Source organism: Prosthecobacter sp. (assembly GCF_049294395.1).
In the GTDB taxonomy this organism is placed as follows: Bacteria; Verrucomicrobiota; Verrucomicrobiia; order Verrucomicrobiales; family Verrucomicrobiaceae; genus Prosthecobacter.
Genome location: NZ_JBAQCR010000311.1, coordinates 26,625 through 35,379, shown reverse-complemented (window position 1 = coordinate 35,379; position 8,755 = coordinate 26,625). Strand labels below are relative to the sequence as shown.

At 61.2% G+C, this 8,755-nt stretch carries 5 protein-coding genes; 2 read left to right on the top strand and 3 right to left on the bottom strand.

The annotated features are described in order from the left end of the window. Positions 1 to 69: 69 nt before the first annotated feature. From WAW39_RS20940 to alaS, 3 genes are all read right to left on the bottom strand, one after another. Positions 70 to 402, bottom strand: coding sequence for a hypothetical protein (locus WAW39_RS20940; protein WP_422321110.1), 333 nt, complete (start codon positions 400 to 402; stop codon positions 70 to 72). A gap of 21 nt (positions 403 to 423) precedes the next feature. Continuing rightward, on the bottom strand, positions 424 to 669 hold the full coding sequence (locus tag WAW39_RS20935) for a hypothetical protein (RefSeq protein ID WP_422321109.1): 246 nt from the start codon (positions 667 to 669) through the stop codon (positions 424 to 426). 165 nt (positions 670 to 834) lie between these two features. Further along, positions 835 to 3,648: an alanine--tRNA ligase gene (gene alaS / locus WAW39_RS20930; RefSeq protein ID WP_422321108.1), complete on the bottom strand. Its 2,814-nt coding sequence runs from the start codon at positions 3,646 to 3,648 to the stop codon at positions 835 to 837. Between the two features lie 196 nt (positions 3,649 to 3,844). Here alaS and WAW39_RS20925 point away from each other — a divergent pair, with 196 nt between their 5' ends. Both WAW39_RS20925 and WAW39_RS20920 read left to right on the top strand, forming a co-directional pair. Beyond that, the gene (locus WAW39_RS20925) at positions 3,845 to 7,240 is read left to right on the top strand and encodes a DUF1553 domain-containing protein (RefSeq protein WP_422321107.1); all 3,396 of its coding nucleotides are present in this window, start codon (positions 3,845 to 3,847) and stop codon (positions 7,238 to 7,240) included. A gap of 18 nt (positions 7,241 to 7,258) precedes the next feature. Continuing rightward, a complete protein-coding gene (locus WAW39_RS20920) occupies positions 7,259 to 8,710 on the top strand; it encodes a DUF1501 domain-containing protein (RefSeq protein WP_422321106.1) in 1,452 nt (483 codons plus the stop codon). Positions 8,711 to 8,755 lie beyond the last annotated feature (45 nt).

Genomic DNA, 8,755 nt, shown 5'->3' with positions numbered 1-8,755 from the left:
GTTCTGGATGGCGGGTGTCTTGGAACATTCGCCCGGAACCGGCTAAAGCCGGGACTACAATACGAAGATTCAATCATCCCAGAGTGCGCCGTATTCAAGGAGGGGATAGGCCCGCCAGATGCAGGCTGCTTGATCTCGGCCAGTCTCTCGCAGGTAATCATGAGCGCTGGACCAAGGCCATTCGGTCCATTTGGAGGCATGGCCGTGTTTGACGGCGTTGTGATGGATGTAGTTCACGGTCGTCCAGAAGTGGGATTCGCTGCGCATCGCGCGATCGGTGGTGCGATGCCAGCAGATACGCCCACGTGCATTGTCCTCGCCATTCCAGGCGAAGGACATGCGGCCATGCAGTTTGCCGAGGTGTGTGATGAGGGGCGGGAGGTCTGGGGTGGTCGCCAGCACATGGTAGTGATTGGGGAGGACTCACCATGCGTGGATGACGGCATTGGTTGACTCAAACGTATGTTGCATCTGCTTCACGAAATCATCCATGCGTTCTATCGAGGCTCCGATGATTGGTGCATGCTCGTAGCATGTGCCCGTGATGAGATACTGGCTCGTCTGCTGACCACTGAAGTGCGGCGGGCCGTGCCAAGGACGATTGAGCAGCTTGCGGCGTTTCAGCACTTCTTCACGCATCTCCTGCGTCCATTTTCGCCAGGCGTACATGGCGTGACTTCAGCGCGAGTGTCCGAGCCACGCAAGGCCGTATTGTAGTCCCGCTTTTAAGCGGTTCTGGACAGCGGGTGTTATGCGGACGCGCGCCCGGAACCGCCTGAAGGCGGGACTACAATACGCACGGTGGGTATACGATGCTGGGAAGCGAAGTGAGGTTTATGCCCCAATCAGCTTCCGCGCTTCCGTCAGCGCCGCATCCACCTTGGCCACGTCCTTGCCGCCGCCGCGTGCAAAGTCGGGCTTACCACCGCCTTTGCCACCGACGATCGGAGCAATGCTCTGGATGATCTTCCCAGCCTGCACTTTGCCCTGATGCTCTTTGGCGACGCTGGCGATCAACGCCACGCTGCCACCGCCCGTTGCAGCGAGAACGACGATGCCGTTGAAGGTGCCCTTCAAGGCTTCAGCCACGCCCACAGCGTAATCAGCATCCACATCACCGAGGTTGGTGATGATGGTATTGTTCGCAGCAGTGGCGATGAGGTCTTTGGCCTTCACAGAAGCCTCGCGCTGCTGCGCAGCCTTGAGGGCTTTTTCGAGTTCCTTCTGCTGCGTGAGAATCTGATCGAGCTTCTTCTCCAAATCGGCGGCGCCTTGCGCGCTGACTTTACCAGCGAGGAGTTTGAGGAGTTCAGCATCAGCGCGCGCGGCGTTGTAGGCCTCGAGGCCGGCGATGGCTTCGATACGACGCACGCCGGAGGCGACGGCGCTTTCGCTGACAAGACGGAAGAGGCCGATCTCGCCGGTGCTACGGGTGTGGGTGCCGCCGCAGAGCTCCATGCTCCAGCCATCAAGCTTGTTGCGCTGGCCGCCGATTTGCACCACGCGGACGAGGTCGCCGTACTTCTCACCGAAGAGCGCCATGATGCCGTTGTTGGCCTTGGCTTCCACGTAGGGAACTTCGGTCCAGGAGACGGGATCGTTGGCGACGATGCGCTCGTTCACGAGACGCTCGATGTCGCTGATCTGCTGCGCGGTGAGCGCGGCGCTGTTGAAGTCGAAGGTGAGCTTGTCAGGCGTGACGGAGGAGCCCTTCTGCGTGGCATCCTTGTTCACCACTTCATGCAGCGCCCAATGCAGGATGTGCGTGACGGTGTGGTGCCTCTCGATGGCGTGACGACGTGGCGCATCGACAATGAGCTTCACCGTGGCATCCACGGCAGGCGCTTCGTCGCCTTCGAGGAAGTGCAGCCAGGTGTTGCCGACCTTGGTCGTGGCACTGATCGGATAAGTGTTCGCACCGAGAATCAACTGACCCGCATCGCCAATCTGGCCGCCCATTTCGGCGTAGCAGGTGGAGACGTCGAGCACGACGGCGGTCTTGTCCTTCATCTCGACGACTTCAAGCACGCGCACGTCAGCTTCGAGGGCATCGTAACCAATGAACTTGGTCGGCGCCTTGGTTTCGATTTCGGAGACGGAGACGACCTGCTTGTTCTTCTTGCCGGCTTCGCGGGCGCGCTCCTTCTGCTCTTCCATGAGCTTGTCAAAGCCCTCGGCGTCTACAAAAACACCACGTTCGCGGGCCATGAGCTCGGTGAGGTCGAGGGGGAAGCCGTAGGTATCATAAAGCTTGAAGGCGAACTCCGCTTCAATCGGCGCGGGATGATTAGTCTCCCCTCCAACGTTCTCATAGTTTACGTATTGACGGAGTCTCGCAATTTCTCGATCAAACAATTCCATTCCACGATCCAGCGTCCGATTGAACGCCTCCTCTTCCAACTTCAGCACACTCTTGATCTGCTCCTTCTTCGTGCGCAGTTCCGGGAACACATCGCCCATCTGCGCCGCGAGAACATCGACAAGTTTGAAGAAGAACGGCTCTTTAAACTCCAGCGTGCGGCCATACTTCACAGCGCGGCGCAGGATGCGGCGGAGCGTGTAGTTGCGGTCGCTGTTGCCAGGCTGAATTCCATCTGCAATCGCGAAGCTGAGGGTGCGCAGGTGGTCGGCGATGACGCGGAAGGCGACGTCGATCTTCTCCTGCTCGGTCACGGGCACCACATGGCCCTGCTCATTGGCCTTCGGCAGCGTGCTGGCGTAGGTCTTGCCGGAGAGCTTGGTGAGCTCATCAAAGATGGGCTTGAAGACGTCGGTGTCGTAGTTGCTGATCTTGGCGGTCTCGAAGTCGGTGAAGTTCTTCGTGCCCTGGATGATCGAGCACACGCGCTCAAAGCCCATGCCGGTGTCCACGTGCTGCGCGGGGAGCGGGACGAAGCTGCCATCCGGGTTGGCGTTGTACTGAATGAAGACGTTGTTCCAGATCTCGATGCAGCTCGCGTCGCTGCCGTTCACGAGCTTGGCACCTGCGCGCTGGCGGTCTTCGTCGAGGTTCGGAGCGCCGGGAGTGAGGTCGATGTGGATCTCGGTGCAGGGGCCGCAGGGGCCGGTGTCACCCATCATCCAGAAGTTGTCCTTCTTGTTGCCGTTGACGATGTGGATGTCGGGATCAAGGCCGATGCTGCGGAACTTCTCCGCCCAGATGTCCCAGGCTTCCTGGTCGCGCTCAGCGGGGTCGCCCTTGCCGGGCTGATAAATGGTGGCAAACACGCGGGTCGGCGGGAACTTCCAGCGCTCGATGACAAGCTCCCAGGCCCAGGAGATGGCTTCTTTTTTGAAGTAGTCGCCGAAGGACCAGTTGCCCAGCATTTCGAAAAGCGTGTGGTGGTAGGTGTCCAGACCCACGTCTTCCAGGTCGTTGTGCTTGCCGCCGGCGCGGATGCACTTCTGCGTGTCCGCCGCACGGGTTGGCAGGCCCTTGTGAAGGACGCCCGGCCAGGTGTCCACGTCCGCGCTGCGCTCGCCGAGGAAAATGGGCACAAACTGGTTCATGCCAGCATTGGTGAAAATGCGTGCGCCGTCGCGGCTGGTGTAGCCCACGTTGTCACTGGGGACGATGGTGTGCTGCTTCTCCTTGAAGAAGTCGAGGAAGCTCTGGCGGATCTGGGCGGCGGTGGGGACGGCGGACATGGCTGGAAAAGGGAGCGCGGATGGTAGCGGAATGAGGCCGAAGGTAAAGGCGGGGTTTTAGCGTCTGGAGGGCCCGGAGTGGCCGCTGAGGATGAGCCGGGCCATCCATAAGGGCGTGCCGCCAATGCGCATCCGCTCCGGGCATGGAGAATGCCGCTCCGCGTCAAGATTGGTGATTCTCCGGCGTATCTGAGAGGTGATTCGCCCCTTCATCACCCTTTTTCTGGTTGCCTCCGCCGTCGCGGAGCCGGCACCGCGTCCCATCCAGTTCTCCAAAGAGATCCGGCCCATCCTGAGTGAGAACTGCTTTTTCTGCCACGGCCCTGACGAAAAGAAGCGCGAAGCCGGCCTGCGCCTCGACGACGAAACCAGCGCCAAAAAGAACAACGACGGCGCCACCGCTGTGGTGCCGGGACATCCCGAAAAAAGCGCCCTTCTGGAGCGCATCCTCACCAAGGACCCTGATGAGGTCATGCCGCCCCCAAAGCAGCACAAGACCATCTCTCCCGCGCAGATCGCCCTTCTGACCGAATGGATCAAACAAGGCGCGCCCTGGGGCAAGCACTGGAGCTATGAGAAGGTGGTGAAACCAGCCGTTCCGGCAGGCTCCAAACAGCCCGTGGACGCCTTCCTCCTGCAGCGCCTGACTCAGGAAGGACTCAAGTATTCGCCCCAGGCCGATACCGCCACGCTGATCCGCCGCGTCGCGCTCGATCTGACCGGCCTGCCTCCCACGCTCGCAGAGCTCGATTCATTGTCCAAGCAGCCCTACGACAAGATCGTCGATCACTACCTCTCCCTCCCTGCCTACGGCGAGCATTGGGCACGGCAGTGGCTCGATCTCGCACGCTACGCGGACAGCTCCGGCTACCCCAGCGACCAGCCACGTGAGATCTGGGCCTACCGCGACTGGGTCGTGCGCGCGCTGAATTCGAACATGCCGTTTGATCAGTTCACTATCGAGCAAAACGCCGGCGATCTGCTGCCTAATCCGACAGATGATCAACTCATCGCCACCGCATTCCACCGCAACACGATGACGCAAAATGAAGGCGGCACCGATGACGAGGAGTTCCGCAACGCCGCCATCATTGACCGGGTAAACACCACCTTCGCCGTCTGGATGGGCACCACCATGGCCTGCGCCCAGTGCCACACCCACAAGTTTGATCCCATCACGATCAACGAGTACTTCCAGTTCTACGCCTTCCTCAATCAAAGCGCCGACAGCGACAAGAAGGACGAAGTACCCCTGCACAGCTTCGACACCCGCGAGTTGATCCAGCAACGCACAAATCTGAAAAAGGAGATCGACGCTCTGGAGCAGAAGTTCACCTCCCCTGCCCCCGCGTGGCTTGCTGGACTCGATGCCTGGGACCAGGGCTTTGCCCGCGATCTCGGCTGGCAGACCCCGCAGCCGGCCAAGGTGACCACGCAGTCCAAACAAACCGCCGCCATCGCCGCAGGCGGTGCCGTTTCGATCCCCAAAAACAGCGACAAAGACAGCTACACCATCGAACTCCCGGCCACCGGCGACAAGCTCAGTGCCCTGCGCATCGAAACGATGCCAGCCTCCGGTTTCAGCAACTTCGTCATCACCGACGTGAAAGCGGAAGTCGTGCCGCCAGACTCCAAACAAGCACCGCAGGCACGCTACGTACGCATCGAACTGCCCGGTGATAAAAAGATGCTCCAACTGGCCGAAGTCCAGGTGTTCAGCGGCAGTGAAAACATCGGGCCAGCCGGTGTCGCCACACAAAGCAGCATGTACACCGATGCCGCCGCCAAGCGTGCCATCGATGGCAACACCGAAGGCGATTACGCGAAAAGCAGCGTGGCTCATACCGCCGGCACTGACAACGATCCCTGGTGGGAAGTCGATCTGAAGGCCTCCAAACCCGTGGATCGTGTCACCATCTGGAACCGCACCGATGGCAACGTCGGCAGCCGTCTCGATGGCTTCCGCGTCGTGCTGCTCGATGACAAACGCCAGACCGTGTGGAAGAGCGAAAACACTCCCGCGCCTGCGAAAGACAAAGCCTTCGCCATCAGCGGCCCGGTCGCCGTGAGCTTCACCACCGCACTGGCTGATTATGAACAGACCGGTTTTACCGCTGCCTCCGTGCTGAAACCCAAAGATAAAAAGCAGCAGGGCTGGGCCGTCTCGGGTGCCGCCGACAAGTCGCACACCCTCACCCTGCTGGCTGCATCACCGGTGGTCGTTCCCTCCGGCTCCAAGCTCCGCATCACCCTCGCACAAAACAGCGAGTTCAAGCAGCACACCCTCGGCAGCTTCCGCCTCAGCTATACAGGAGATGCCCGCGTGCAGCAGGTCACCAAAGTGCCGCAGAATGTCGTCGCCGCTCTCGCTCAGGCCAAGGACAAACGCACGTCCGCGCAGCAGCAGACCGTGGTGGAGTACTTCGTGCGGAATATTGCCAAAGCATCCGCCACCGAGCGCACCCGCCTCGCCGCCGCGAACAAAGAACTCGCCGCCCTCAAGCCCGTCACCGTGCCCATCATGCGCGATCTCGATCCGAAGCAGCGTCGCGTCACGAAAATCCAGCTCCGTGGCAACTGGCAGGCTCTGGGTGATGAAGTCAGCGAAGGCACTCCCGCAACCTTCAATCCCCTGCCCGCCAATGCCCCGCGCAATCGCCTCACCATGGCCAAATGGCTCGTCAGTCGCGATAATCCGCTCACCGCACGCGTCACCGTGAACCGCCTGTGGGAAAGCATCTTCGGCACCGGCATCGTGCGCAGCAGCGAGGAGTTCGGCAGCCAGGGAGATCTGCCGGTGCATCCAGAGCTGCTCGACTGGCTCGCCGCCGAGCTCATGGACAGCGGTTGGGACATCAAGCACATGCTCAAGCTGCTGCTCACCAGCCAGGCCTATCAGCAAACCACCAAGACCACACCGGAACTCAATGAGCGCGATCCCGATAACCGCCTCCTCGCCCGCGGCCCACGCTTCCGTCCCACCGGTGAACTTCTTCGGGATCAAGCCCTCGCCGTCAGCGGCCTCCTCAGCGCCAAAATGTATGGCCCTCCCGTGCGCCCGCTGACTCCCAATCTCGGCCTCACCACCGCCTTTGGCCGCAGCAACGACTGGACGATCAGCCCCGGCGAGGACAAGCACCGCCGCAGCCTCTACACCGAAGTGCGCCGCAACAGCCCCTACGCCAGCTTCACCACCTTCGACGCCGGCAACCGCGAAGTCTGCATGATCCGCCGCAGCCGCACCAACACACCCCTGCAGGCCTTCGTGACACTCAATGATCCCGTCTTCATCGAAACGAATCAAGCCATGGCCCGCCGCCTCGTCGCCGAAGCCAAGGCAACCCCCGGGCGCCTCGCCCTCCTCTTCAAACTCTGCCTCTCACGCGCCCCGAATGCGCATGAAACTTCATCTTTGACGCAGCTCTACAACGACTCACTCACCACTTATCGCGCCGATCCTGCGGACGCCACCAAGATGGCCACCGATCCTCTCGGCCCCGCGCCCAAAGACACCGACATTGCCGAACTCGCCGCGTGGACGACCATCGCTAACGTGGTGATGAATCTGGATGAGTTTTTGATGCGCCGTTAATTCCACACTGATTTCCCCATGAACCCCATCACTCACGACACCCTTCAGCTCAAGACGCGCCGCCAGTTCCTCGGCAACGCGGGGCAGTTCAGCCTCGGGGCTATCGCCATGCATGCGATGCAGCAGAAGGCGGGAGCCAGTGCGGCCTCGGACAATCCGCTCGCACCCAAGAAGTCTCAGTATGCGCCGAAGGCCAAGCGCGTGATCTACCTGCACATGTCGGGTGCGCCGCCGCACCTCGATCTGTTTGATTACAAACCCGAGCTCGTGAAGCGCAGCGGGCAGGACTGCCCTGACTCGATCCTCAAAGGTCGCCGCTTCGCCTTCACCACCGGCGTGCCCAAGCTCATGGGCACCCCGCGCACCTTTGCGCGCTACGGCAAAGGCGGCATCACCATGAGCGATGCCTGTCCGAACTTCCACACCATCGCCGATGAGATGTGCATGATCCGCTCCATGAACACGGATCAGTTCAATCACGCGCCGGCGGAGCTGCTGCTCTTCACCGGTCATGCACGGCAGGGCCGGCCCTCCATGGGTTCATGGGCCACCTATGGACTCGGCACGGAGAATCAGGATCTGCCAGGCTTCGTCGCGCTCATCTCCAGCGGCACACAGCCCAGCGGCGGCCAGGGCTGCTGGGGCAGCGGCTTCATCCCCAGCGTGTATCAGGGTGTGCAGTGCCGCAGCAAGGGCGATCCCGTCCTCTTTGTCAGCGATCCCGCTGGCATGAACCGCGCAATGCGCCGCAAGACGCTCGATGCCCTGCAGGATCTCAACCAGCAGCAGGTCGCCGAATTCGGCCATCCAGAGACCATCACGCGCATGGCTCAGTATGAGCTCGCCTTCCGCATGCAGACCAGCGTGCCCGAGGTCATGGACATCTCGAAGGAGCCGCAGCACGTGATCGAAGCCTACGGCGCCAAGCCCGGCGAGGCGAGCTTCGCCAACAACTGCCTGCTCGCGCGCCGCCTCATCGAAAAAGGCGTGCGCTTCGTGAATCTCTTCGACTGGGGCTGGGACTTCCACGGCACCAGCGAAGGCAGCGGCATCACTACAGGCTTGACCAACAAAATGGCCGCCACCGACAAGCCCGTGGCCGCGCTCATCAAAGATCTCAAGCAGCGCGGCCTGCTGGACGACACCCTCGTCATCTGGGGCGGTGAATTCGGCCGCACCCCTTTCCGCGAAGGCCGCACCGCCGCCAGCAAAGTGCTCGGCCGCGATCACTACCCCGACTGCTTCTCACTCTTCATGGCCGGCGGCGGCGTAAAAGGCGGCTTCGAATACGGCAGCACCGACGAACTCGGTTTCAGCGTCGCTGAAAATAAAGTCCACGTGCACGACTTCCAGGCCACCGTGATGCACCTCCTCGGCTTCGATCACGAGCGCCTCACCTACCGCTTTCAAGGCCGCGACTACCGCCTCACCGACATCCACGGACACGTGGTGAAGGATCTGTTGGCGTGAGAGCCGACTATTTTGAATGAGTCGAAGGCTTTTCTTGCCATTTCG

Coding starts and splice junctions, on each gene's coding strand:
- WAW39_RS20935 (WP_422321109.1), bottom strand. CDS start 669: ATGTACGCCTGGCGAAAATGGACGCAGGAGATGCGTGAAGAAGTGCTG.
- alaS (WP_422321108.1), bottom strand. CDS start 3,648: ATGTCCGCCGTCCCCACCGCCGCCCAGATCCGCCAGAGCTTCCTCGAC.
- WAW39_RS20920 (WP_422321106.1), top strand. CDS start 7,259: ATGAACCCCATCACTCACGACACCCTTCAGCTCAAGACGCGCCGCCAG.